The organism is Kribbella sp. NPDC054772 (assembly GCF_053611945.1).
The window spans coordinates 1-24,148 of the sequence record NZ_JBSHBJ010000027.1; the positions used below are offsets into that span (position 1 = coordinate 1).

At 68.7% G+C, this 24,148-nt stretch carries 22 protein-coding genes; 12 read left to right on the plus strand and 10 right to left on the minus strand.

All coding sequences use genetic code 11. The features are described from left to right. Positions 1-154: 154 nt before the first annotated feature. From ACWGID_RS30965 to ACWGID_RS30980, 4 genes are all read right to left on the minus strand, one after another. A complete protein-coding gene (locus tag ACWGID_RS30965) occupies positions 155-1,159 on the minus strand; it encodes a LacI family DNA-binding transcriptional regulator (protein ID WP_452202549.1) in 1,005 nt (334 codons plus the stop codon). Between the two features lie 434 nt (positions 1,160-1,593). Continuing rightward, positions 1,594-2,595, minus strand: a complete 1,002-nt coding sequence (locus tag ACWGID_RS30970; RefSeq protein ID WP_452202551.1) for a LacI family DNA-binding transcriptional regulator — start codon at positions 2,593-2,595, stop codon at positions 1,594-1,596. 69 nt (positions 2,596-2,664) lie between these two features. Beyond that, positions 2,665-3,618: a ribokinase gene (locus ACWGID_RS30975; RefSeq protein WP_452202553.1), complete on the minus strand. Its 954-nt coding sequence runs from the start codon at positions 3,616-3,618 to the stop codon at positions 2,665-2,667. Then, on the minus strand, positions 3,615-4,277 hold the full coding sequence (locus tag ACWGID_RS30980; protein WP_452202555.1) for a KpsF/GutQ family sugar-phosphate isomerase: 663 nt from the start codon (positions 4,275-4,277) through the stop codon (positions 3,615-3,617). The genes ACWGID_RS30975 and ACWGID_RS30980 overlap by 4 nt, the downstream gene beginning before the upstream one ends. Positions 4,278-4,509: 232 nt before the next feature. Between ACWGID_RS30980 and ACWGID_RS30985 the strand changes: the two genes are divergently transcribed. Genes ACWGID_RS30985 through ACWGID_RS31005 form a run of 5 tightly spaced genes read left to right on the plus strand, consistent with a single transcriptional unit; the run spans position 4,510 to position 10,692 of the window. Next, positions 4,510-5,877: an ABC transporter substrate-binding protein gene (locus ACWGID_RS30985; protein ID WP_452202557.1), complete on the plus strand. Its 1,368-nt coding sequence runs from the start codon at positions 4,510-4,512 to the stop codon at positions 5,875-5,877. Further along, positions 5,877-6,830 carry a carbohydrate ABC transporter permease gene (locus tag ACWGID_RS30990; RefSeq protein ID WP_452202559.1) on the plus strand — a complete coding sequence of 318 codons (954 nt, stop codon included), beginning with the start codon at positions 5,877-5,879 and terminating at the stop codon, positions 6,828-6,830. Before ACWGID_RS30985 ends, ACWGID_RS30990 begins: the two co-directional genes overlap by 1 nt. Further along, the gene (locus tag ACWGID_RS30995; protein ID WP_452202561.1) at positions 6,817-7,617 is read left to right on the plus strand and encodes a carbohydrate ABC transporter permease; all 801 of its coding nucleotides are present in this window, start codon (positions 6,817-6,819) and stop codon (positions 7,615-7,617) included. The genes ACWGID_RS30990 and ACWGID_RS30995 overlap by 14 nt, the downstream gene beginning before the upstream one ends. A gap of 13 nt (positions 7,618-7,630) precedes the next feature. Further along, entirely contained in the window at positions 7,631-8,656 is a 1,026-nt protein-coding gene (locus ACWGID_RS31000) for a glycoside hydrolase family 172 protein (RefSeq protein WP_452202563.1), read from the plus strand. 5 nt (positions 8,657-8,661) lie between these two features. Beyond that, the gene (locus ACWGID_RS31005; RefSeq protein WP_452202565.1) at positions 8,662-10,692 is read left to right on the plus strand and encodes a DUF4185 domain-containing protein; all 2,031 of its coding nucleotides are present in this window, start codon (positions 8,662-8,664) and stop codon (positions 10,690-10,692) included. Positions 10,693-10,881: 189 nt separating this feature from the next. On the opposite strand, the gene ACWGID_RS31010 is transcribed toward ACWGID_RS31005, so the two are convergent. Both ACWGID_RS31010 and ACWGID_RS31015 read right to left on the minus strand, forming a co-directional pair. Then, positions 10,882-11,547 (minus strand): maleylpyruvate isomerase family mycothiol-dependent enzyme, encoded by a 666-nt coding sequence (locus tag ACWGID_RS31010; protein ID WP_452202567.1) that lies wholly within the window; start codon positions 11,545-11,547, stop codon positions 10,882-10,884. Then, positions 11,538-12,188, minus strand: a complete 651-nt coding sequence (locus ACWGID_RS31015) for a pyridoxine/pyridoxamine 5'-phosphate oxidase (RefSeq protein ID WP_452202569.1) — start codon at positions 12,186-12,188, stop codon at positions 11,538-11,540. Before ACWGID_RS31015 ends, ACWGID_RS31010 begins: the two co-directional genes overlap by 10 nt. Positions 12,189-12,249: 61 nt before the next feature. Here ACWGID_RS31015 and ACWGID_RS31020 point away from each other — a divergent pair, with 61 nt between their 5' ends. The 5 genes from ACWGID_RS31020 to ACWGID_RS31040 all read left to right on the plus strand — a co-directional run bounded on the left by ACWGID_RS31020 (position 12,250) and on the right by ACWGID_RS31040 (position 16,870). Then, entirely contained in the window at positions 12,250-12,915 is a 666-nt protein-coding gene (locus tag ACWGID_RS31020; protein ID WP_452202571.1) for an ABATE domain-containing protein, read from the plus strand. 10 nt (positions 12,916-12,925) lie between these two features. Further along, positions 12,926-13,993: a succinyl-diaminopimelate desuccinylase gene (dapE, locus tag ACWGID_RS31025; protein ID WP_452202573.1), complete on the plus strand. Its 1,068-nt coding sequence runs from the start codon at positions 12,926-12,928 to the stop codon at positions 13,991-13,993. Positions 13,994-14,030: 37 nt separating this feature from the next. Beyond that, complete coding sequence (locus ACWGID_RS31030; protein WP_452202575.1) at positions 14,031-14,888, plus strand: LOG family protein; 858 nt, start codon at positions 14,031-14,033, stop codon at positions 14,886-14,888. A gap of 54 nt (positions 14,889-14,942) precedes the next feature. Beyond that, positions 14,943-16,235, plus strand: a complete 1,293-nt coding sequence (locus ACWGID_RS31035) for a DivIVA domain-containing protein (RefSeq protein WP_452202753.1) — start codon at positions 14,943-14,945, stop codon at positions 16,233-16,235. A 74-nt stretch (positions 16,236-16,309) separates the two neighbouring features. Next, entirely contained in the window at positions 16,310-16,870 is a 561-nt protein-coding gene (locus tag ACWGID_RS31040) for a DNA-3-methyladenine glycosylase I (RefSeq protein ID WP_452202577.1), read from the plus strand. A 356-nt stretch (positions 16,871-17,226) separates the two neighbouring features. Here ACWGID_RS31040 and ACWGID_RS31045 read toward each other — a convergent pair whose 3' ends face one another. The 3 genes from ACWGID_RS31045 to ACWGID_RS31055 form a co-directional block, all read right to left on the minus strand. Further along, complete coding sequence (locus tag ACWGID_RS31045; RefSeq protein ID WP_452202579.1) at positions 17,227-19,344, minus strand: alpha/beta hydrolase-fold protein; 2,118 nt, start codon at positions 19,342-19,344, stop codon at positions 17,227-17,229. An 81-nt stretch (positions 19,345-19,425) separates the two neighbouring features. Continuing rightward, positions 19,426-20,217: an enoyl-CoA hydratase/isomerase family protein gene (locus ACWGID_RS31050; protein WP_452202581.1), complete on the minus strand. Its 792-nt coding sequence runs from the start codon at positions 20,215-20,217 to the stop codon at positions 19,426-19,428. Between the two features lie 32 nt (positions 20,218-20,249). Continuing rightward, positions 20,250-21,080, minus strand: a complete 831-nt coding sequence (locus ACWGID_RS31055; RefSeq protein ID WP_452202583.1) for a PaaX family transcriptional regulator — start codon at positions 21,078-21,080, stop codon at positions 20,250-20,252. A 166-nt stretch (positions 21,081-21,246) separates the two neighbouring features. On the opposite strand from ACWGID_RS31055, the gene ACWGID_RS31060 reads away from it, so the two are divergent. Both ACWGID_RS31060 and ACWGID_RS31065 read left to right on the plus strand, forming a co-directional pair. Then, the gene (locus ACWGID_RS31060; protein ID WP_012923066.1) at positions 21,247-21,414 is read left to right on the plus strand and encodes a DUF3117 domain-containing protein; all 168 of its coding nucleotides are present in this window, start codon (positions 21,247-21,249) and stop codon (positions 21,412-21,414) included. Between the two features lie 134 nt (positions 21,415-21,548). Beyond that, a complete protein-coding gene (locus ACWGID_RS31065) occupies positions 21,549-23,069 on the plus strand; it encodes a leucyl aminopeptidase family protein (protein WP_452202586.1) in 1,521 nt (506 codons plus the stop codon). A 47-nt stretch (positions 23,070-23,116) separates the two neighbouring features. Here the strand turns inward: ACWGID_RS31065 and ACWGID_RS31070 are convergent, their stop codons facing one another. Beyond that, positions 23,117-24,121 carry an alpha/beta hydrolase gene (locus ACWGID_RS31070; protein WP_452202588.1) on the minus strand — a complete coding sequence of 335 codons (1,005 nt, stop codon included), beginning with the start codon at positions 24,119-24,121 and terminating at the stop codon, positions 23,117-23,119. Positions 24,122-24,148: the final 27 nt, after the last annotated feature.

Here is a 24,148-nt window from a genome sequence, read left to right on the forward strand (position 1 = left end):
ACGCACCCCCGCTCTCGCCCTGCGCCGCCCACCCCACCCACCCCCGCGCGTGTTGCGCACCCAAAACTTCGGGGGCCAACCCACACTTTGAGGGGCTGGCCCCTCAAACGGCGTGCTGCCCGGGGCTGAGGGGCGCGCGGGTTGTTGGTGTGGGTCAGTAGGTGGGGTTGTTGTTGACGACGAGGCGGGCGGGGACTTCTAGGCGGTGGGGGGCTCGGGAGGGGTCGGCGAGGCGTTCGAAGAGGAGTTGGGCGCCGGCGCGGCCGACGTCGTACGGGTCGCTGTCGATGACCGAGACGCCGAACGCGGCGGCGAGTTCGAAGCGGTCGAAGCAGACGACGTCGATCCGTCGGCTCGCGAACGCCTTGGACTGCAGCAGTCCGGTGCAGAGGCGGTTGTTGTCGACGAAGACGGCGTCGGGCGCGGCGGTCGGCAGCAGTTCGTCGGCGGCGCGGCGGGCGTCGTCCTCGCTGACGAGGTTGTCGCGAACCAGCGCCGGGTCGACGGCGATACCTGCGGCTTCGAGCGCGGCGACGTACCCGGCCCAGCGTTCCTCGGCGCCGCTGCCGCTGCGCGGGTGCCCGAGGTACGCGATTCGCCGGCGGCCCTTTGCGAGCAGGTGCTCGATCCCGGACGTGGTGCTGGCCGCGTTCGTGGTGGTGACCGAGTCCATCGACTCGCCGAGGCCCGGGGGAGGGGAGTCGACGAACACGATCGCGGAGCCGAAGCGGGCCTCGTTCGCCAGGTACCCGAGGTCGTCGCCGACCGGCGCGATGATCAGCCCGGCCACCCGGTGCGCGAAGAACGACCGGATCGCGCGGTGCTCGAGGTCCGGGTCGTTCTGCGCGTCGGCGGTCAGCACCAGGTACCCGCGCTCGGACGCCACCGAGTGGATCCCGCGCAGCATCGGCGCGAAGAACGGGTTGGTGCAGTCGCCGAGCGTGACCCCGATCGACGTCATCGCCTGGTTCTTCCGCCGCAGCCCCGCGGCGACGTCGTTCAGCTGTACGCCGAGCCGGTCGGCCTCCGCGACGATTCGCTGCCGCGTCGACTCCCGGACCTTCGGGTCGCCCCGCAAGGCCCGCGACACGGTCTTGATACTCACACCGGTGGTCGCCGCCACATCCTCGAGCCGCGGCCGCCGCGCAGGTTCGCTCATGTTCCCCAGTGTAATGTCAACGTTGACATCCCCAGCTCCAAACCACTTCTTCCCGCCAACCCAAACCCTACGCCGACATCCTCCGGCCCCCGATCACCCCGCGCCCACCTCCTTCCCCGAGTCATGAACCACCCCGACCACTCAGGCCGGGTACGCCGGGGAGGTGTTGCGCGCTGCCGGCAGCGCGCCCGACCCCCGTCGCCAGCCCGCACGACCTCTCCTCCCGCACCGGTCAATCGGCGCGAGCAGCTGTCCCGTGCGTCGAGTCGTGGAGTCCGGTTGCGGGAACGCAGCCCCAATTCACGAGTCGGGTTTGGGGTCGCGAACCGAACGCCACGACTCGGCGTTTGCGGGACGAACCGAATGCCACGACTCGGCGCGGAAGGCGGGGAGGGCCAACCGCTGGCCGGCGGGAAGGGCGGCGGGGTGGAAAGTCAGCTCTTCTTCGGGGCTGAGGTGGCTCTGATGTGGAGTTCGGTGCGGAGGGTGACTGTGGAGGGCGGGCGGCCGGGGGAGGCGGTGCGGTCTTTGAGGAGGAGGCCGGCGGTGCGGCCCAGTTCGTACGTCGGTTGGGCGACCGTGGTGAGGCTGGGGATGACGAGGTCGGCCCACGGGATGTCGTCGAAGCCGACCAGGGCGATGTCGTCGGGGGCGCGGAGGCTCTTCTTGGCCAGGCATTCGAGGGCGCCGACGGTCATCAGGTTGTTGGTGGCGAAGAGCGCCTCGGGCGGGTCGGCGAGTTCCAGGAGGCTTTCCATCGCGGCGTACCCACCGGCCTCGCGGAAGTCGGCGTGCCGGACCAAGTCCTTGTCGTACCGGATCCCGCCGGCTCGCAGCGCGGACCGGTACCCGCCGAGGCGATCCATCGCCGTCGACACCTTGCGCGGACCGGTGATGCACGCGATCCGCCGGTACCCGCCGTCGATCAGGTGCTTGACGCCTTCGAACGCACCGTGCTCGTTGTCGACCAGCACGGTGTCGGCCTCGACGCCCTCGACGCGGCGGTCGATCATCACCATCGGGATCTTCGCGTCGGCGAGCAGGTGCACGCCCTCGGCGGTCGACGTCGGCGAGATCACCACGCCGGCCATCTGGTCGGTCAGGACGGCCGAGGCGTACGCCGATTCCTTCGCCGGATCCTCGTCGGAGTTGCAGAGGACGACGTGGTACCCCTCGGTCTGCGCGACGTCCTCGAGGCCGCGGACCAGCGAGGTGAAGAACGGGTTCTCGATGTCCGAGATGACGACCGCCCACAGGTTCGTGGAGGACTTGCGCAGGTTCCGGGCGACGCCGTTCGGCCGGTACCCGAGCTCGGCGACCGCGGCGCGGACCTTCTCGGACAGCTCCGGGTCCACGTTCCGCCGGCCGCTCAGCACCCGGGAGACCGTGGCCGGCGACACCCCCGACCTACGCGCGACGTCGTAGATCGTCGTCATACCCGCTCCCCGCTGGAGATCCGATGGTCGTCTGGATCGCACTCTAACTCCGATCCACGCCAAAGGATCTCATGTGGGCTGTGAACCGAGGGGTACGTCCTCCAAGAGCGCGAGTGCGGCGGCGCGGTCGGGGGCGGAGTCGGCGGCGCCGTTAACGGTTGTCGACAGAGCTCCGGCCGCGTTCGCCAGTCGTACGGCGTCAACCAGCCCGGCCCCGTCCGCGAGGGAAGCGGCCAGTGAACCGCAGAACGCATCGCCGGCGCCGACCGTGTCGACGGTGTCGACCTGGTGTGGCACGACCCGTTCCTCGAAGCCACCGACCCGGTCCAGTACGTACGCGCCGCGGGACCCGAGTGTGACGACGCAGGCCCGCAGATCCCAGTCCTCGGCGAGCTTGCGCGCGATCATCGGTACTTGCTTCTCGTCGTCACAGTTCAGGCCCGTCAGGGCGGCGGCCTCGACCTCGTTCGGTACCAGGATGTCGACGTACGCCGCCAGCGCGGGATCGACCGGTCCGACGGGGGCCGGAGTGAGGATAGTGGTGACGCCCGCGGCGGCGGCGAGCCGCAGCGCGGTGTGACTCGCCTCGACCGGGAGCTCGAGCTGGACGCTCAGCACTTTGCTAGCGGCCAGCACCTCAGCGGCGGCCTCGATGTCCGCGGTCGTGATCGCGGCGTTCGCGCGGGACACGATGATGATCGAGTTCCCGCCGTCGGGCAGCACCAGCGGCAGTCCGACGCCGGTCCCCAGCGAAGGATGCTGGACGACCCACGACGTGTCGACCCCGTTCGAGGACAGCAGTTCGAGGAACTCCTCGCCGTACCGGTCCTCGCCGATGGTGCCGACGATCGCGGTCCGCGCACCCATCCGGGACGCCGCGATCGCCTGGTTCACGCCCTTGCCGCCGAGGAACTCCGCGAATCCGGTCCCGTGCAAGGTCTCACCCGGCAACGGCCGCCGCTCCGCCGAGGCGACGAGATCCTTCATGAACGAGCCGAGTACACAAACGTCGTACCCGCTCATGCCTGGTCCTCCGCAAGACGCTTGCCCAAGGCACCGGATGGGTGGAACCGGGCGAAGTCGTGATGACTGAACTCCCGCAGTACGACGAGTGCGCACGCCAGCGCGTCACCCATCGCCAGCGAGGCCGTCGTCGACGCGGTAGGGGCCAGATTCAACGGATCCGCCTCGCGCAGCACCATCGTGTCCAGCGTGTACGTCGACAGTCGCGCCAGCGTCGACTCCTCGCGCCCGGTCATCGCGATCACCGGGATCTCGCGCTCGTGCAGCATCCGAGCGAACGCACACACCTCGGCGGTCTCGCCCGATGCCGACAACGCCAGCACGATGTCGCGTGAAGTCACCGCGCCGGAGTCGCCGTGCAACGCGTCACCGGAGTGGATGAACGTGGCCGGCGTACCGGTGCTCGCCAGCGTGGCCGCGATCTTCCGGCCGACCAGACCGGATTTCCCGAGGCCGGTCACCACCAGGTGACCCTCGCACGCCGCGACCGCGGTCAGTACCTCCAGGAAGACCCCGTCGAGTCGGTCGGCGAGCGCCGACACGGCCGCGGCCTCGGTCTCGATGGCGTCCCGCGCCGCTTGCAGTCCCCGTGCCACCAGGTCTCTGGACAGCTCGTCGGCCGTGCGGTGGGCGGACGCACGGTTCGGCACAACTGGCATCCCAGCGCCTCTCATCTCAGAAATCGATTTCCGCAGATTAGGCAGCCGGGCCGCGTGGTGTCAACGCCTGCACTCAGGTCGAAACCCTTGCCTGCCGGGGGAATCGCTCGAATTGACCACATCGTCACCGGCTCGGCCCTTGACCGCTCAGGCCGCCGCTCGTAGATTGCGAGAAATCGATTGCCCCTCGAAGCACACGGCTCGGCCGTTCGAGAGACCTCTGGAGCACCTGATGGCCGCAACACCTTCCCCTGCCAGGCAGCCAGGACCTAGCCGCCGCTCCGTCCTGCGGGGCGGACTGGGCGCCCTCGCGGCGAGCGCCGCGGGCGTGCCGCTGCTGTCCGCCTGTGGCGGCAACTCCTCGGGCGGCAACGCCAAGGAGATGTCGTTCTGGAATTTCTACGGTCCGTCCGACGACCAAGGACCGCAGAGCAAGTGGTTCGTCGACACGGTCGCGGAGTGGAACAAGAACAACGACGTGAAGGTCAAGCTGCGCTACATCCCCGGCAAGGACTACCTGAACGGGACCACGCTGCAGACCGCGTTCCAGTCCGGCCAGGGTCCGGACATCTTCCTGATCAGTCCCGGCGACTTCCTCCGCTACTACAACGGCGGCGTACTGCAGGATCTCGGGTCCGCATTGTCGGACGAGTCCAAGAAGGACTACCTGCCCGGCCTGCTCGAGGCTCGCAGTGTCGACGGCAAGGTCTACGGCCTGCCGATGGAGATCGAGCCGCTCGCGATGTACTACAGCGAGGCCGCGTTCGAGAAGGCCGGCCTGTCCGAGGCCGATCTGCCGAAGACCTGGGACCAGACCCTCGCGGTCGCGCAGAAGCTGACCGGCAAGGACCGGTACGGCGTGATGTTCGAGACCACCCCGGGCTACTACCAGAATTTCACCTGGTACCCGTTCCTGTGGCAGGGCGACGGCAACGCGATCAAGGACGGCAAGACCGCGTTCGACTCGCCGGCCGCCGTGCAGGCGCTGAAGTTCTGGGGCGACACCGTCAAGAACAAGGTCGCGCCGCGCAAGGCCCTCGGCGACGGTGGCGGTGACGTGGTGTCGAACCTCGGATCCGGCGCGGCCGCGATGCAGCAGAGCGGGATCTGGGCCGTCGCCGACCTGCGCGCCAAGGCGAAGAACTTCAAGTACGGCATCATTCCGCTGCCCACGCCGGACGGCGGCAAGGCGGCCACGGACCTCGGCGGCTGGGCGTTCGTCGCGAACTCGAAGGGTGCGAACCCCGAGGCCGCGGCGAAGTTCATCGCCTGGGCACTCGGGTCGACCGACGAGGCCGGTGTCGAGCGGCAGCGGCAATGGAACACCGTCGTGAAGACGAACGTGCCGCCGCGCAAGTCGGTGCAGACGGCCGCGGACGCGAAAGGCGCGTTCAGCGAGGGGGCGCTGAAGAAGTTCGTCAGCGAGATCGCCCCGACCGGCAAGCCCGAGCCGCGGTTCCCACCGGAGGTGTACCAGCCGATCGCGGACGCGATCCAGGCCTGCCAGCTGAACGCGGCCGACCCGGCCAAGGCGGCCGCTGACGCCGCGCAGAAGATCGACACGTTCCTGAAGACCTACCAGGGCGCGCCGATCAGCTGATGGTGACCACGACAGCCCCTCCGTCCAAGTCGGTGGCCCGTGCGCGCGCCACACCGAAGGCGGGCCTGACGAGGAAACGGCGCGAGGCGTTGGCGGCGTACGCCTTCCTCGCGCCGGACACCCTCGGCCTGCTGATCTTCGTCGCGATCCCGATGGTGCTCGCCTTCGGCGTCGCGTTCTTCAAGGTCGACGGCTTCGGCAACTACCAGTACGTCGGTCTCGCCAACTACAAGCTGATGGCCGGCGACGACCAGCTCTGGGCCTCGCTGAAGGTCACCGCGACGTACGTCGTCACGTTCGTACCGATCGCGTTCGTGGTGAGCTTCGCGCTGGCGATGCTGGTCCGCAACCACTTCAAGGGCATCGGCTGGGTCCGCTCGGCGTTCTTCCTGCCGAACGTGGTGAGCCTGGTCGTGGTCGGCCTGATCTGGCAGTTCCTGCTGGTCGACAAGCGCGGCGCGCTGTCCAAGCTGCTCGCCCCGCTCGGCCTCGGCGACGTCTCCTTCCTCGGTACGCCGTCCCTCGCGCTCGGCACGTACGTGGTGATCAGTGTCTGGTTCCTGATGGGCTACCAGATGCTGGTCTTCCTGGCCGGCCTGAAGGACGTACCGAAGGAGCTCGAGGACGCCGCCGCGATCGACGGTGCGGGCCCTTGGCAACGGTTCCGCTTCGTGATCTGGCCGCTGCTGCGCCCGACCAGCTTCTTCGTCGTGGTGAACTCGACGATCGGCGCGGTCACCGGTCTGCAGGCGTTCGACCTGGTCTTCGTACTCACCAAGGGCGGCCCTGCCCGCGCGACCAGCACGGTCGTCCTCTACATCTACGAACAGGCCTTCACGTTCAACAACATGGGGTACGCCGCCGCGCTGACCACCGTGGTGGTGGCGATCCTCGTCATCTGCACCGGCCTGATGTTCGGCTTCACCCGAGGAGGTCGCTTTGACGAGGATTAAGGTCCTTCCGATCCTTGCCCATGTCCTGGCGATCATCGCGGTCGCGCCGTTGCTCTGGATCCTGATCAGTGCGCTGAAGCCGGCCGAGGACGTGTTCAACTTCGGGTGGCCGTCGCACTGGACGCTGGACAACCTGCGGTACGTGTTGCTGAAGATCCCGATGCCGCGGTTCATGCTGAACTCGGCGATCGTGGCCGTCACGGTCACCGTGATCGCACTGTTCTTCCACTCGATGGCGGCGTACGCGCTGGCCCGGTTGCGGTTTCCGGGGCGCGGGATCATCTTCTCCGGCATTATGTCGACGCTGCTGGTCTCGCTGCCGGTGATACTAGTTCCGTTGTTTCTAGTGGCAAAGCAACTAGGTCTGCTGGACAGTTACGCCGGCCTGATCGTGCCGAGCATCTTCCACGCGTTCGGGATCTTCCTGCTCCGGCAGTACTACCTGAACATCCCGCGGGAGCTGGAGGAAGCGGCCGACCTCGACGGGTGTGGGTACTGGCGGCGGTACTGGAGCGTCATCCTGCCGCTCAGCCGTCCGGTGCTCGCGTCGCTGTCGGTGCTGTTCTTCCTGGCCAACTGGAACGCGTTCCTCTGGCCGCTGACCATCACCCGGAACCCTGACCTGCGGGTGATCCAGCTCGGTGTGTCCGGCATGCAGGGGCAGTACGCCTCCGCGTGGAACCTCATTCTCGCGGCCGCCGTGATCGCGGCCATCCCCACGGTCGTGGTGTTCGTCGCGGGCCAGAAGCGCCTGGTCGACGCGATGAAGACGACCGGACTCAAGTAGTCGAAAGGCTTCTATGTACGGCGACTATGGCAGCAGCCTGCGTGATCTGCCCAGGCTGCGGGACTCGAAACGCCGCCGCGCGTCCAGCTGGGACCGGACCGGTGGCAACGACGACCGACTGACGATCCGCCCGGGTGAGACCGCCGTACTGGCGGACATCGAGGGACCGGGATCGATCAACCACATCTGGTGCACCGTCGCACGCGACAGCGCGTGGGGACCGGACGAGGTGGACGGTGACTACCTGCGGAAGCTGATCCTCCGCATCACCTGGGAGGACTCGGCGCAACCCAGTGTGCTCGTCCCGCTCGGGGACTTCTTCGGGGTCGGGCACGGGAAGACTGTGAACTTCGTATCTGCACCGCTGCAGATGAGCCCGCAGGACGGGAAGGGTTTCAACAGCTGGTTCCACATGCCCTTCGCGTCGCGTGCTCGCGTGGAGATCATCTCTGAGCTCAGCACGGCGCCTGTCTTCTTCTACTACTACGTGGACTACGAGCTGTTCGACGGTGCGCAGGACGGGCTCGGGTACTTCCATGCGTCGTACAACCGGCAGCATCCGACCGATGGTGTGGAGCAGGGGAACGAGACGCTGCGCCAGTACCAGGTCGAGGGGACGAACCTCACCGGTGACGGGAACTACGTCGTCCTCGACACCGAGGGCAAGGGGCATTACGTCGGCTGCGTCGTCAGCATCCGCAACCTCCGCGAGTCGGACGAGTGGAACTGGTACGGCGAAGGTGACGACATGATCTTCATCGACGGCGAACCGTTCCCGCCGTCATTGCACGGCACCGGGACCGAGGACTACTTCAACACCGCGTGGTGCCCGAGCGAGGCGTACTCCGCGCCGTACCACGGGATCACGTTGCCGGGCGGGGCCAACTGGAGCGGCGAGATCTCGCTGTACCGCTTCCACATCGAAGACCCGATCACGTTCTTCCGCTCCATCCGCGTGACCATCGAGCACGGGCACGCCAACAAGCGCAGCGACGACTGGTCGTCGGTCGCGTACTGGTACCAGACCTTGAAGGGATAGCGCTCATGAAGCGTGGGGCCTTACTTGCTGTCCTCCCGCTGGTCTTCGGATCGGCGACGCTCCTCACCCAATCGCATGCCGCACCACCTGTGTCCACCTCCTCTGTAGGTACCGCCCAAGTAGAGTCCAAGGGAACACCCAGCTCGAGCGACGGCGACCTCTGGCCGTCCTGCTGGGCCGGCAACGACAAGCTGTACGCCGCGAACGGCGACGGCAAGGGATTCTCCACGTCCGGCGACTTCGCCGACATCGCGGTCAGCGAGATCAACGGCACCCCCGGAAACTTGTCCGGGGCAACGATCTCGAAGGGCGACCAGGTCGGGTCGGTCTGGAGCGGCGCCGGCTACAACCGCAAACCCACCGGGATGGTGTGCGTCGGCGACACGCTGTACCTCGCCGTGCAGGACCTCGCGCTGGACTTCAACGACGTACCGGCGGCGACGATCCTGAAGTCGACGGACCACGGGAAGACGTGGACGTGGGACAAGAAGAAGCCGATGTTCTCGGACCATGTGTTCACCACGATCTGGTTCGCGGACTTCGGCAAGGGCGGGGCGCTGGCGCCGGACGGGTACGTGTACGCGTACGGGCTGGATGGGAACTGGCGGGACTCGTTCGACGACACGGTGGCGGATCCGCAGAGTGTGTTCCTGGCGCGGGTACCGAAGAACAAGGTGCAGGACCGGGGCTCGTGGACGTTCTACACCGGATCCGGGTGGTCGGCGAAGGTCGCGGACAAGAAGCCGGTGCTCACCGACACGCGGCGGCTGTACGCGCAGACGTACGGGACGAACGCGTCGAACCTGAGCGTGATCAGCCAGGGTGGCGTGACGTACCTGCCGCAGCAGAAGCGATACGTGTACACGTCCTGGACGGAGTACACCTTCGAGTTCTACGAGTCGGCGACGCCGTGGGGTCCCTGGAAGCACTTCATGAGCAAGGACTTCGGCGGGTACCCGTGGTCGACCTCGAAGTACGGCGGGTACGGCGTCACGATCCCGTCGAAGTTCATCCAGCCGGACGGCAAGACGATGTACATCCAGGCCAACGTCTGCCCGTGTGGCGGCGGCGGGATCGGTACGTCGGTCTACAACTTCAACCTGCGCAAGCTCGTCATCACCCCCTCGTCGGACGCTCCGGCATCCAACCTGCCGGGGTCGGACAACCTCGCTGCGCCGGCGACCGGTGCGGTCGCGATCTCCAAGTCGACGAACTCGGGCAGTCTCGCGCTGATGAACGACGGCGCTAAGACGGGCAGTGAGTCGGACTTCGACGACGAGGTGAAGGGCGCGTCGTGGTGGGGGTACGAGTGGCCCGCTCGCCACAAGGTCAACAACGTCGAGTTCACGTCCGGCGCGGTGTCGGCCGAGGGCGGCTACTTCACGGGGCGTCCTCGGGTGCAGGTGAAGCAGAACGGTTCGTGGGTCGAGGTGGGTTCGCAGACGGTCTCGCCCGCTTATCCGGGTGATGCGTCGGCCGGGGCGAACACGACGTACACGATCACGTTCCCGACGCAGGAGACCGACGGCGTGCGAGTGATCGGGTTGCCGGGTGGGACGCGGTCCTATACGACGATCTCCGAGCTCGGCGTCCGCTTCGTCTCGCAGCTCGCGGACGGCGGCTTCGAAGGTACGGGCGGCGGGAAGCCCGCGTGGCAGTTCGAGGGTACGGCGGCCAACGGTGTGGACCGTGGTCTCGGATTCGCCCACTCCGGCGCGAACAACGGGTGGATCCGCTGCACCTGCACGGGATTCAGCGACCTGTACCAAACCGTTCCCGTCACGCCCGGGGCGACGTACACCTTCGGCGCGTGGGTCAACGCCTCGGCCAACCTGCCCGCGGACCAGGGTCGCTTCGGTGTCCGCGCCGGTACGACGGATCTCGGGAGCACCACGTTCGGCGCCGGCACCGGCTACGTCCACCACGAGGTCACGGTGAAGGTCCCGGCCGACACTCACGAACTCACGGTCTACGCCGGCTTCACCGGTCCGAACAAGGACACGTGGATCCAGGTCGACGACTTCACGGTCAGCTGAGAGAGGCGGACCTGCAGGCCATCACAATCGCTCGCCGACCCGGGTGCCCAGGCTCACACCCGGGCCGGACTGGCGATTGTGATGGCCTGGCGGACCGCCACCACTCACCAACCACCCGATTCGCCGGATCGCGAGGCCGGGGTACGCCTGGCTCGGCGCCGCGGGCTGAGGTTGGTGAGTGGTGGCGGTTCACGGCCAGGGGAGGAGTTCGGGCTGGTCGCCGGTGATCGGGCCGATGGGGGAGCGGCCGGCGTACCAGGCGGTGAGGTCGGTGAGGGTGCCGGTCAGGTGGACCTCGTCGCCGGTGCCGTTGTCCCAGGTGAGGTCGGGGGAGTCGAGCACCAGGTGGACGCCTTCGGGGGTGCGCGGGCGGAGGAAGTCCAGGAGGTGTTCGCAGAACGGGGTGGACCAGTTGGCTGGGGTGATGCCCAGGTCGAGGTCCGAGGTGTGGATGGTGAGCTCTCGCCAGGTGGCGTTCAGACCGGCGGCCAGGTTGCTGTCGCGGTGCTGGATCGGCAGCGGCCAGTCGGTGGGGCTGACCTTGTCCCAGGAGGCCATCAGTGTGGTGACGGCTTCTTTCAGGTGGGCTTTTAGTTCCGCCGCGGGGCGGTCGGCGCCGGCTTCGATCGCCGCGTCACGGGCGGGGCGACCGCCGTCGTACACCTCGATGAGGCGGCCCTGGAGCGCTTCGTCGACCTGACGGGTCATGGCCTCGGAGAAGTACGCGATGTGCGTGATCACGTGGCCGCGGGACCACCCGGGGAGGGCGGAGGCGGCGCGGGCGGTGGGTTCGTCGAGGTCGGCTGTCAGAGCCAGCAGTTGGTCGGCGGCGGCGCGTACGTCGGTCAGGGCCACAAGAGCTCCTTCGTCCAATCGTCTTCCAAGCGGTAACGGAGTCGCACGTGCCGGCGGTCCGGGTCGGCCTGCCAGAACTCGACCTCCTCGGCGCGCAACGTGTACAGGGTCCAGTTCGGCGCGACCAGGTCCGGCTCGCGCGCGATGCGCTCGGCCTGCTCCTTCGCCGCGACCTCGACCTCCGCGCGGTCCTCGAGTACGGCGCTCTGCCGGCCGACCAGCGCCTCGGCTCGAGCACCCGGTGACCGCAGCAGGAAGTCCCGCGCGGAATCCTCCGGGGCCGCGGGCTCGACACGTCCCAGGACGCGGACCTGGCGCCCGAGCGGGATCCAGTAGAACGTCAGGGCGGCGTACGGCGAGGTTGCCAGCTCCTCGCCCTTGCGGCTGGTCGAGGACGACGCGAACTGCCAGCCGTCGTCGGTCACGTTCTTCAGGATCAGGACGCGGCCGTTCGGGCGACCGTCGGCGCGGACGGTCGACAGCGTCGCCGCACACGGCTCGGGCACTTGCTGGTCAACGGCCGTCAGCAGCCAGTCGACAAACAGCGGGTGCGGGGTCGCGGGAGTCCGCGTGGGATCCCAGGACGGCGGGCTCCCGGTCAGCGTCGGCACGGCGCGCAGTCGCGTACGGAGGTCGGTCACGGCTCGACCATAAGTCACGTGTTCACATGGCATCAACCCGATATTCCATTAGACTCACCCCATGCCCACGCTCGCCTTCGCCCTCGCCGCCACCATCAAACACGACGGCCACGGCGGCGTAGCAGACCTCCTCGAAACCCCACAACAAACAGCCACCTGGCTCACCGAACACGACCACTTGATCGCGGACGTCCTCGGCGCCCCGCGCGCGGCGCTGGTGAAGGCGCGGGGCGAGGGGGCGCCGGGGGATGGGCTGCTCGACCCCTCCTCTGTTCTTCGTGAGGGGCGGGGTTCGGAGTGGGGCGGGGGCGTGCAAGAAGAGTTGTTGCGGGTTCGGCGGGCGGTGCGGGCGCTCTTCGCGCGGGCAGTCGAACCGGAGCCGCCCAGTAAGGCGGATGCCGATCGGCTGATGAAGGTCGAGGACGCGCTCCGGATGATCAATCGGGCGGCCGACCGGCTGGGGACGACGCATCTCCTGTGGACGGACGAGCCGGTCGCGCGCTGGGCGCCGCGCACCGACGATCCGACGAAGCTGTTGATCGGCGCCGTCGGGCGGTCCGCGATCGACTTCCTGGTGAGCCCGGACCGGACCAGATTGAGAGCCTGTCCCGCCGCGCGCTGCGTGAAGTACTTCCTGCAGGACGACCCCCGCCAAACCTGGTGCTCCCCGTCCTGCGGAAACCGCGAACGGGTGAACCGCGCCTACCGCAAACGCACCGCCGGATAATCTGTGCGGCATGACCAAGCTGGACCTGACCGTCTCCGGGCCTGATCTGACCGAGGCGCTGGTGAACGTGTCCTCGGTGAGCGGTACCGAGGAGAAGCTCGCCGACAAGGTGGAGAAGGCGCTCTCGGCGTACCCGCATCTGAAGGTGTTCCGGCACGGCAACACGGTCGTGGCGCGCACCGACCTCGGGCGGGACGAGCGGGTCGTGCTCGCCGGTCACCTCGACACCGTCCCGCTGAACGACAACCTCCCCGCGCGCCGCGCCGACGGCCTGATCCACGGGCTCGGCGCGTGCGACATGAAGGGCGGTGTCGCGGTCGCGCTCCGGCTCGCCGCGACCCTCGACGAACCGAACCGGGACATCACCTACGTCTTTTACGACTGCGAGGAGATCGAGGCCGAGCGGAACGGGCTCTTCAAGCTGACCCGGTCCAACCCGGAGCTGCTCGAAGGCGTGTTCGCGGTCGTGATGGAGCCGTCGAACGCGGTCGTCGAGGCCGGCTGCCAAGGGACGATGCGGATCGAGGTCACCACCCGCGGCGAACGCGCGCACTCGGCCCGCTCCTGGATGGGGTCGAACGCGATCCACGCCGCGGGTGCGGTGCTCGCGCGACTGGCGGCGTACGAGCCGCGCCGGGTGCCGATCGACGGGCTCGAGTACCGCGAAGGGCTGAACGCGGTCGCGATCACGGGTGGCGTCGCGGGCAACGTCGTACCGGATCTGTGCACGGTGACGATCAACTACCGGTTCGCGCCGAGCCGGTCCGAGGCCGAGGCCGAGGCGCATCTGCGCGAGGTGTTCGAGGGGTACGACGTCGTTGTCACCGACTCCGCTCCGGGCGGGCTGCCGGGGCTCGAGCGACCCGCCGCGGCGGCCTTCCTGCAGGTGGTGGGTGGGGAGCCGCAGCCGAAGTTCGGGTGGACGGACGTGGCGCGGTTCACGCTGCTCGGCGTACCCGCGGTGAACTACGGGCCCGGTGACCCGCTGTACGCGCACAAACAGGACGAGTTCGTGCCGGAGGCCGAGATCGAGCTGTGTGAACAGCGGCTGAGGACTTGGTTGACAGGCCGCGCCTAGACCGGCCGCGTTACCGCCCAGGCCATAACCTGGACGCATGTCAGAACCATCGATCCACCCCGACCGTCCGGTGGGCCAGCAGCAGCGCGGGCCGATCGTGATGCGCCGCAAGCAGGTGCAGCACTCCACTTCCGAGCAGCGGCTGCTGGACAGTCGCGGGCCGTCGGACTGGGTGCACACCGACCCCTGGCGGGTGCTGCGGATCCAGTCGGAGTTCATCGAGGGGTTCGGCATGCTGGCCGAGCTCGGGTCCGCGATCAGCGTGTTCGGCTCGGCGCGGACCAAGCCGGACGACCCGATGTACGTGGCCGCCGAGGAGTTCGGGCGGAAGCTGGTCAGCGCCGGGTACGCCGTGATCACCGGCGGCGGACCGGGCGTGATGGAGGCGGCGAACAAGGGCGCGTCCGAGGCCGGCGGGGTGTCGGTCGGGCTCGGGATCGAACTGCCCTTCGAGAACGGCCTGAACGAGTGGGTCGACATCGGGATGAACTTCCGGTACTTCTTCACTCGCAAGACGATGTTCGTGAAGTACGCCCAGGGGTTCGTGGTGATGCCGGGCGGGTTCGGCACGCTGGACGAGCTGTTCGAGGCGCTCACGCTGGCGCAGACCCGCAAGGTCACGTCGTTCCCGGTCGTGCTGTTCGGTACGTCGTACTGGGGCGGGCTGGTCGACTGGCTGCGTTCCACGATGCTCGAGGACGGGAAGATCTCCCCGGCGGACCTGGACATGTTCGTGGTCACCGACGACGTCGACGAGGCGATCAGCTACATCGTGAAGGCCGGTGAACTCGCCGACGCCGCCGCCGAGGAGGCCGCCGAAGCCGCCGCCCGCGAGGTCGACGAACTCAACGACGCCACCTCCCGAGCCCACCGCCTCGGCTCCGACGGGAGCTGAAATTCTGGGTGTCTTCGCGGTTGACTCGCCCGGCATGGCACGATCGGTCCCGTGATGTGGTTCTTCGGGCTGATCGTGGTGCTGTTGATCGGGGCTGTCGCAGTCGTGGCCTCGGGTCGTTGGGGTGCCATGAACACCGCGTACGACGACCGGCCCGACATGACCGTGCCGGCGCGGCAGGCGCTGACGGCGACGGACATCGAGACCGCGCGGTTCGGGGTCGGGGTCCGCGGCTACCGGATGGACGAGGTCGACACGCTGCTCGAACGGGTCGCGAAGGAGGTCGCCGAGCGCGACCGCCGGATCGCCGACCTCGAACGCGCCGTCGCCCCGATCGTCGACGCCCCTGACGGCGCCGGTTTCAGCTCGCGGGCGACACACGACCCCGCGGAGTTCGAGGACACCGGGGCGCACAAGCCGATCCTCGTCGGCGGCGACTTCCCGACCACCGAGCCCGAGCCGGAGCAGCCCGGCGAGGCAACGCCCGTCGCAGACACCACCGCCGCCACCCCGCCGCAGTCCGGGACTGAACCACAGCAGCCCCCGGCGCAGTCCGCGGAGGGCGCACCTCAGTCCCCGGACGCCGCACTTCAGTCGCCGGACGCGTCTGCTCACTCCGCCGACACGTCAGCTCACTCCGCAGATGCGGCAGCGCAGTCCCCGGGCGCGGCAGCTCAGTTCCCGGAGTCGGCTGAGCAGCAGCAGAGCGCAGACGTCACGCCGGTCGCGGGGCCGGCGCTCGGCGGGCAGGCGGGTGCCGCGCAGGCGGGTGCCGCGCCGTCGAGTGCTGGGCATGCGGACGACGCGGCCGCCGAGGGTGCGGAGGCTGCGGAGGCTGCGGCGGTGAGGGATGACGACGAGCCGGAGACGACCGAGTTGCCGCGGGCGGCGGCTGCGGATGAGTACGAGCGGTTGCAGGCTGAGGCACGGGCTGTGCTCGAAGCACAGTCCCAGCCCGTCACACCCCGCCGTACTCCCGCTCCTCCTCAGCAGGCCGCACAGCAAGCACCACAGCAAGCACAACAGCAAGCACAACAGCAAGCACAACAGCAGGACCCCGCCGAGCACTGGACCGCGCAGCCGCCCCAGCACGAGCAACCGGCCCCGCAGCAGCCACAGCAGCAACCCGCCGAACAGGCCCAACCTCAGGCCGAGCAGCAGCCAGCCGAGCAGTCGCAGCCTCAGGCCGATCCCCGGCAGCAGTCCCAGGCCCAAGCGCCGGCGCAACCCCAACCTCAATCTCAGCCTCAGGAGCAGAACGGTGAGGCGAAGGGGGAGGGCGAGGGGTGGCAGTTCTGGCCGCCGGCTGACCAGGACGGTCCCGGGGCGTATCAGCGCCCCAGCTGATCCCCCGACGCGGGTTCTGTCGGTGGCGTCGGGTTGACTGACGCCATGGCCATCACACACTGGGATCCCCGCGCATGACGGTGATCGGTCCGGACGGGCAGCCACGTTGCGGGTGGGCGACCTCGGCCCCGGAGTACGTCGCGTATCACGACACCGAGTGGGGCAAGGAGATCCGCGACGACGTCGGGCTGTTCGAGCGGATGACCCTCGAGGGTTTTCAGTCCGGCCTGTCGTGGATCACGATCCTGCGCAAACGGGAGAACTTCCGGGCCGCGTTCGGGCGGTTCGATCCGGAGACGATCGCGAAGTACGACGGCGCGGATTTCGAGCGTTTGATGGCCGACCCGGGCATCGTCCGTAACCGGCTGAAGATCAACGCGACGATCTCCAACGCCCGCGCGCTGCTCGAGCTGGACGACGGCGAGTTCACCGAGCTGCTGTGGTCGTTCCGGCCGGTGAAGCACAAGGCGCCGCGGACGCTGGCCGACGTGCCGGCCACGACACCGGAGTCCGTGGCGATGTCGAAGTCCTTGAAGAAGAAGGGTTTCGTCTTCGTCGGACCCACCACGGCGTACGCCTTGATGCAGGCCACCGGCATCGTAAACGACCACTTGAAAACCTGCATCGCGCGCTGAGTGTCCTGAGTCGGAGATTCGACGGCGCTTTCGGCGCCCAGGCACGCACCTCACGGCACTTGGCCAGCGCCCACGATGCTCCGCATCGAGGCCACTGACCAAGCACCGCGATGCACGCACCTGACCACCGAAATCACTCGCCGAATTTCCGACTCAGGACACTGGTTCCCGTGCACGTGCAGGCGCTTTGTGCATATGCAAAAAGTATTTTGGCGACAGCCCAACGCAAACGCCTGAACGAGTTGTGCTTTGGGCACGGAACGTGATGTGGTGTTCAGCGGGCTCCCCGACTGTCAGGTGGTTGTCCGGCCGTGACTCGCCCGGCCGGAACGTAGTCGCGGAGCCCACCAAACGTTCTACGGCAGGTTGTTTGCGCCGTCTGAGGTATAGGCCGTCCGGAACACATCGGTTCCGGTCAGGCCACTCAGTTGGACACCTGTTGTGGTGGTCGTGATGTACAGATTCGCTTCGGCGTAAGCGTCTGCCGCGTCGTCGTCCGCCGTGCCGAACTGACGTGTCCAGCTGCGGACGTGGTCGGGGGAGTACTTCGCTAGTACGCCGTCGAACTTGCCGAGCGGTGTCTCCAGCGCCCCGTCCGTGAACCCACCGACGTAGACGGTGCCGGACGCGTCCGCGGCGATCGCGGCGCCCTTGTCGTTGGCCGCTGTACCGAACTGGTCCCGCCAGGTCAGAACGCCGTCGCCATCGGCTCTCGCGACCAGGAGGTCCTTGTCACCAGCCAGAGTCCCGGCGAAGTCGCCCGCGGTGTAGCCGGTCAGGTAGACGCCGCCCGCCGGGTCGGCCGCGAGACTCCACACCTCGTCGGATGCCGCCGTACCGAACTGTTTCGTCCACACGGCATCACCACCAGACGAGTACCGCGCGAGGAACCCGTCGATCCCGCCGGACGACGTACCGAGCTCGCCGGCCGTCATGCCGCCGACGTACACCGCGCCGCCGGACACGGCGACCGCCATGCCCTTGTCCTCGCCCGCGCTCCCGGTCTGGCGCAACCACACCTGGTTCCCGTCCGCGTCGAGCCGCGCGACGAACACGTCCTTGTCGCCCTGGTTCGCGCCACCCAACGCACCCTTGGTGTAGCCGCCGACGTACACAGCCGTCCCGTCGACAGCCACCGAGTAGCTCCGATCCGCCACCCCCGGTACGCCGAACTGCCGCACCCACCGCCGATTCCCAGCGGCGTCGTACTGCGCCACGAAGGCATCGTCCGTCGCGTTCCCCGGATGCGCACCATCCAGATCGCCGTTCGTGTAGCCCGTGACCACAACTCGCCCGTCGGCATCCACGGCGACGCCGTACGCGCGCTCCGTCCCGCTCGTCCCCAGCGATCGCGTCCACTCCCGAGTACCGTCCGCCGCGTACTTCGTCAGCGCGACATCCGTCCCGCCGACGTACGGCTGCCCGTCCAAGGCCCCAGCCGCCGCGACAGCCTGATAAACGTTGCCTGAGGCATCGGTAGCGATCCCGCCGGCCCGGTCGTCGCCCGCAGTACCCGTGATCGCGGCCCGCATCGGCGTCGCCGGCGGCTTCCCGAGGAACCGGAAGATGTACTTCGCGCCCTCGGCGAACGTCGGCCCCCAGACATCCCAGTCGTGCCCACCGTCAACGACCCGGAACTCGGACGTCAGTGTCGGCACCCGGGCCGCCTGGTTGAACACCACATGCGCCTCGAAGTCGAGGTCGTGAGTGGCGTCGATCGCCTTCGGGTTCTTGTACTCGTCGTCGCCGACCGCGATGTACAGGTGCGACTGCAGTCCGGTCGCCGCGAACGACTTCAGCGCCGCCGGCCAGTTCAGCCTCAGGTACGCCGCCTCGGAGAACGGATCGTTTCCCTTGCCGAAGGCACCGAACTCCCGGGTGCTCGAGTCGCTCGGCGGCAGCGGGAAGTAGACCGCCGGGCTGAGCGCGATCGCCGCACCGAAGACGTCCGGATGCGCCAGCGAGTACCGCAACGCGCCGGCACCACCCATCGAGTACCCGGCGATCGCCCGCCCGCTGCGATCCGCGATCGTCCGGTACGTCGCGTCGACCTGCGGCACGAGATCCTTGAAGAACGCGGTCTCCACCGGCCGCCCCGGGACGGCTCCCTTGTACGCCGAGTCGACGTACCAGCTCGCCCGGCTGCTCCACGGTGCGTCCGGCATGATCGCGATCGTCGGCGGGATCTCGCCGGTCCCGATCAGCTCGTCCAGGCGGCTTTTCACCTGCGTCCAGGCACTCATCGAGTCCCCGCGCCCGTGCAGCAGGTAGACGACCGGGTATCGCCGGTCCGAGGTGTCGTACCCGGCCGGTAGGTAGACGTTGTAGTTGATGTTCTCGCCGAGGGTCGCGGACCGCGCGGCGGCGGTCCTGATCACGCCGGGTTCGGCGGCCGGCGCGGCACTGGACCCGGGGACGACAAGACTCCCGACCAGCGTGGCGGCGGTCAGGACAGGTAGCAGAAGCTTCCTCACACGGCAGTTTGTAATCGCTTACGTAAACGATTACAAGAGTGCGCGCACCAGGAGTTCCCCGGGGGACGGGACAGGCGAGCGTCAGCGACCGGTGAAGGTGGGCTTCTGCTTCGCGACGAACGACGCGACGGCGTTGCGGTGATCTTCGGTCCCACCCGTGAGCTGCATCTTCCCGGCCTCGAACGCGAGCGCCTCGGCCAGCGGGTGACTCGCCGAGTACGCGAGCGACTGCCGCACCGCGCCGTACGCGACCGTCGGCCCCGCCGCCAGCTTCCCGGCCAACTCGGCGACGGTGCCTTCCAACTCACCGGCTGGTACGACGGAACTCGCCAGGCCGAGGTCGAGCGCCTGGGCGGCGGGGACCGTCCGCGGGAAGTAAAGCAGTTCGAGCGCCTTCGCGTGACCGATCAGCCGGGGCAGTGTCCAGGAGATGCCGGTGTCGCAGGACAGCGCGATCCCGGTGAAGGCGAGGTTGAAACCGGCGGTGTCGGCGACGACCCGGAAGTCGCAGGCGAACGCCATCGACGCGCCGGCGCCGGCCGCCACGCCGTTGACCGCCGCAATCACCGGCTTCGGCATCTCGGCGAGTGCCAGCGCGATCGGGGCGTAGTGGTCCGGCACCGTGCTCCAGAGCGCGGCCTGGTCGTTGGCCTCGAGCAGCCCGATGTGCTCCTTCAGGTCCTGACCGACACAGAACGCCCGGCCGGTCCCGGTCAGTACGACGACCCGGACGGCCGGATCGTCGGCGGCGGCCTGGACGGTGTCGCGGAGCAGGACCTTGGTCGGCGTGTCGAGCGCGTTCATCGCGTCCGGCCGGTTCAGCGTGATGGTGGCGACGCCGTCGGCGACGGCGTACGTGACGGAGTCACTCATCGTGGTCAGCTCCTCGACTTTCGGTGAGATTTTCAGTGCAGTGTCAGGCAGTTGTCGACGAAACGCCCGGCCGCGGGGCTCAATCGTTCGGCGTGGAAATCGAAGAATTCGGCGGCCCGCGCCCCCGCCCAATCGGACGGCAGCAGCTCGGGTGGCAACCCCGGATCCCGGAACAGGAACTTGCGCCATTCGTGCACGAGTTCGGACCGCACGGCGAACGCTTGCTCGTCGCTGACCACACCGGTGGTGTCCTCGTCGGGGCCGTCCACCAGGGCCTTCGCGTCGACCAGCCAGGTGTCGTACGACGCGCCCAGTTCGTCCAGTTTCCAGACCCGCCGGGCGAACTCGACGGCACCCTCGTCGATCGGTGCGCGGAACCGGTCCGCGGCGATGCCCTCGACGCCGAGAATCTGGTCCACCTCGAGGTCGTTGCGCAGCCCCACCCACGCACCGTCGGACAGCGGAGCCCAACCCAGGAAGGAGAGTTGACTCGCGAGCTGTTCGCGGCGGCGCGCGTTCGGTACCTCACGGAGAATGCCCAGGTGCCAGTGCCGGTCCCAGTCGCCGGGACCCTCGGAACCGGTCACGATCGGGGTCCCGTCGGGCGCGGTCCGATAGATCCGCGCGGCCGCGTCGTCGAGGCGGCGACGCGCCCGGGACGTCAGCGCGTAACCGGGTTGCCCTTCGATCCGGACAGGCTCCAGCCAGCCCTGCCGGACCATCCGGGACACGGCGGTCCGAACCGCCGGTGGATGGACGCCGAGCGGGGCCAACAGCTGGACCAGGGCCGCGACCGGAGCCCGCGCGCCACGCGCGCGCAGGTGGTCGCCGTACAGGTCGAAGAGGGCTGAACGGGCGTGCACAAGACTTGAGTCTGCCGTATGGTGCGCGGCTCTGGCCTGTGATCGGGAATAATGGGGTCTGATACACACTGCGATACGCGCCGACGGCGCATCACCGCAACGGCGCCGGCGACGGTACCCCGCGCGGTGTCGTCGCTCAACACCGACACTGGGAAGGGGTGCGCGCATGGCGGCGATGAAGCCGCGGACGGGCGATGGTCCGCTCGAGGTCACCAAGGAGGGTCGGGGGATCGTAATGCGGGTCCCGCTCGAGGGCGGCGGCCGGCTCGTCGTCGAGCTGAACGCCGACGAAGCGACCGAACTCGGCAACGCGTTGAAGGCCGTCGTCGGCTGATCACATCCTCCAGGGGTGTCTTGTGCCCCCCTGCTCAACACCTCGACCCCGGTGGGTGCTCTTTCCGGCACCGGCCGGGGTCGTTACGGTTGTCCAGCCCGAGCTCTCTTTGATCAAACAGTGAGGTTGTCCTGGTGGCACGCCGCAGTGGTTCGTCTCCCTTCCCCAGTCTTCCGGTCGTTGCCTGGCAGCCTGGCCTGCCGGTGCACGGGGCCTCGACCTGGGTGCTCGTCGTCGGCGACGACAGTGGCTTGCCGGCCGCCGCGAAGGAGGCCGGGGAGCGGCTCGGCGTCGACCTCGACCGGCTGCTCGAGGTGCAGCGGGCGACCGGTTTCAGCCCGTCGGCCGGTGCCAGCGCGGCGTACCCGTTGCTGTCCGGTGAGGTGGCCGAGGTCCTGCTCGTCGGCGCCGGGGACGGCAGCGCCAAGGACCTGCGGCACGCCGGGGCGGCGATCGCGCGCTTCGGTCGTGGCAAGGACGAGCTGACCACCCTCGTTGCCGAGGGCATCGAGGACGCGGCGCTGCAGGCGTTCGCCGAGGGCGTCGTGCTCGGCTCGTTCTCGTACACGCTGAAGACCGTCGACGCGGGCAAGCCGGCGGTCGGCCGGGTGACGCTGACCGACGGGTCGGACGCGGTCCGGCAGTCGGTGCTCGATCGCGGCGTGGTGATCGGGCGGACCGGCTGGCTGGCCCGGCAGTTCGCGATCACTCCGTCGAACGAGAAAGACCCGTCCTGGATGGCCGCGCGGGCGACCGAGGTGGCCGCCGCGACCGGGCTCGAGGTGACGGTCTGGGACGAGAAGAAGCTCGCCGCCGAGGGCTTCGGCGGCATCCTCGCAGTCGGCCAGGGCTCCACCCGGCCGCCGCGGTTCATCCGGCTGGACTACGTGCCGGACGGTGCCACCAAGAACACGCCGTACGTCGTCCTGGTCGGGAAGGGCATCACCTACGACACCGGCGGTCTGTCGCTGAAGCCGCGCGAGGGCATGGTGTCGATGAAGCGCGACATGACCGGCGGCGGTTCGGTGATCGCCACGATGTCGGCGCTGCGCGAGCTCGGCGCGAACGTTCGGGTGACCGGCCTGGTCTGCTCGGCCGAGAACATGCCGTCCGGTTCGGCGTACCGCCCGGACGACGTGATCCGGCACTACGGCGGGCGGACCACCGAGGTGAAGAACACCGACGCCGAGGGCCGGCTGGTGATGGCCGACGGCCTCGCGTACGCGGTGCGCGAACTGAAGCCGGACGTGCTGGTCGACATCGCCACGCTGACCGGCGCGATCAAGGTCTCGCTCGGCGCGATGCTGTACGGCGGGATGTTCGCGACCGACGACGCGCTGGCGGACAACCTCGCCGACGCCGGCCGGGTCTCGGGCGAGGAACTGTGGCGGATGCCGCTGCCGGCCGAGTACGAGGAGCTGATCGCGACGCCGGTCGCCGACTCGGTGAACAGCTCGAAGGGCCCCGGGTCGATCACCGCCGCGCTGTTCCTGAAGGCGTTCGCCGGCGACATCCCGTGGGCGCACCTCGACCTGTCGTCGATCGCGGAATCGCCCGCCGACCGGTTCGAGTACTCCGTCGGCGCGACCGGAGCCGGCGCGCGCCTGCTCTCCACCTGGCTCGCCTCCGAGACGCCGACCGCCGGGATCGGCTGATCCGGGCCTCCGGCAACTAGTTCACCGGCCCTGCCCGAGCCGCCCGTTTATCGGGCCTGCCCGAGCTGCTCGCGGAGGAACTCCACGATCCGTTCGCGGGCCGGCTTCGCCTGCGGGACGAGTCCGGGCAGGCTGATGAACGCGTGCCCGGCCCGGTCGTACTCCGCCACGTCGACCGGCGTTCCCGCAGCACGCAGCCGGTCGGCGTACGCGCGACCGTGGTCCGCGACCGGATCGAGCGCCGGTACGACGATCAGCGTGGGCGGCAGGCCGCTCAGATCGTCGGCGTACACGGGGGAGAGCGCGCGAGCGTCGGTCCCTGCCGGGACAGCGAGACGGCGGAAGAGCGCGATGACCTCGGTGGTGAGGGTGGGAGTGTCGGCGTACTCCCACATCGAGGTGTAGTCGAGCGCGGTCTCGGTCACGTCGGTGCACGGGTTGACCAGGACCTGGGCGCTGACCAGCAGTCCGGTGTCCGTCGCGCGGAGCGTGGACAGCGCCGCGACCATCGAGCCGGCGCTCTCACCGACGAGCGCCGTACGGGACCGGTCGACTCCCCAGTCGTCGGCGTGCCGCAGGACGTGACGCCAGACGTCCCAGCCGTCGTCGACCGCGTCTGACAGCGCGATGTCTTCGCTGAGCAGGCGGTGGTCGACCGATACGACGACTGCGGGTAGGCGCGCGGCGACGTGGCTGTTGATCCAGTCGCACTGCATCGCGGTGCCGGTGTAGCCGCCGCCGTGAACGTGGAGCACGAGCGGCAGAGTCGTTCCAGCCTTCGGGCGGTAGACGCGCACCTTGATGATGCGGTCGGGAAGCTCGATCTGTTGCCAGCTGATGGTCGCTGCTCGATGCGGGAATCCGGTGACGAGGCGAGCCAGCGGCGAGGCCACTGTCCGGTTGCGGGCTTCGGCGTACGCCGTCAGGTCGGCGGGGGTCATCGACGCGAGATCCGGCTCCTTGCGCAGGCCGTAGAACAGGCGGACGCCGAGGGGCGGCTGCTGTGTGTGCAGGCGTTGGGCGGTCTTGCGGGTGGTGGCGGAGTTGGTCATCGGGCCCATCCAGGGTTTCGCTACCAG